Source organism: Corynebacterium sp. HMSC076D02 (assembly GCF_001813815.1).
GTDB classification, from domain to species: Bacteria; Actinomycetota; Actinomycetes; order Mycobacteriales; family Mycobacteriaceae; genus Corynebacterium; species Corynebacterium simulans.
On sequence record NZ_KV814081.1, the window covers coordinates 1 to 372 of the forward strand.

The 372-nt window shown below is 55.4% G+C and carries 1 protein-coding gene; it reads left to right on the forward strand.

Going from position 1 to position 372, the window contains the following annotated elements:
- On the forward strand, positions 1-372 hold a 372-nt coding region (locus tag HMPREF2935_RS12870), incomplete at both ends, for a 3'-5' exonuclease (RefSeq protein WP_141756055.1).

The following is a 372-nucleotide window of genomic DNA, read 5'->3' on the forward strand; positions in this document are numbered from 1 at the left end:
CCGCTACACCCCACGCACGCCGGGCAAGCCGGTCTTTGCCGTTATTGACACTGAAACCACCGGCTTTAACAAGCGCTACGACCGCATCATTGAAATCGCTGCCGTGCGCGCAGACAGCCACTTCAACCCCGTCGACTCCTGGCACACACTGCTTAATCCTGACGGCAAGGCCATTAAAAACTCCCACATTCACGGCATTACCAACGACATGGTGGCAACCGCCCCAACGTTTAGCGAGGTATATGGCGACTTCACCAGCTACATCGACGGCATGCAACTATTCGCGCACAACGCACCGTTTGACTCAAAAATGATCGTTGCTGAGGTCGACCGCATGACCGGTGGAGACGATAATGAGGACGAGTTCTTCCC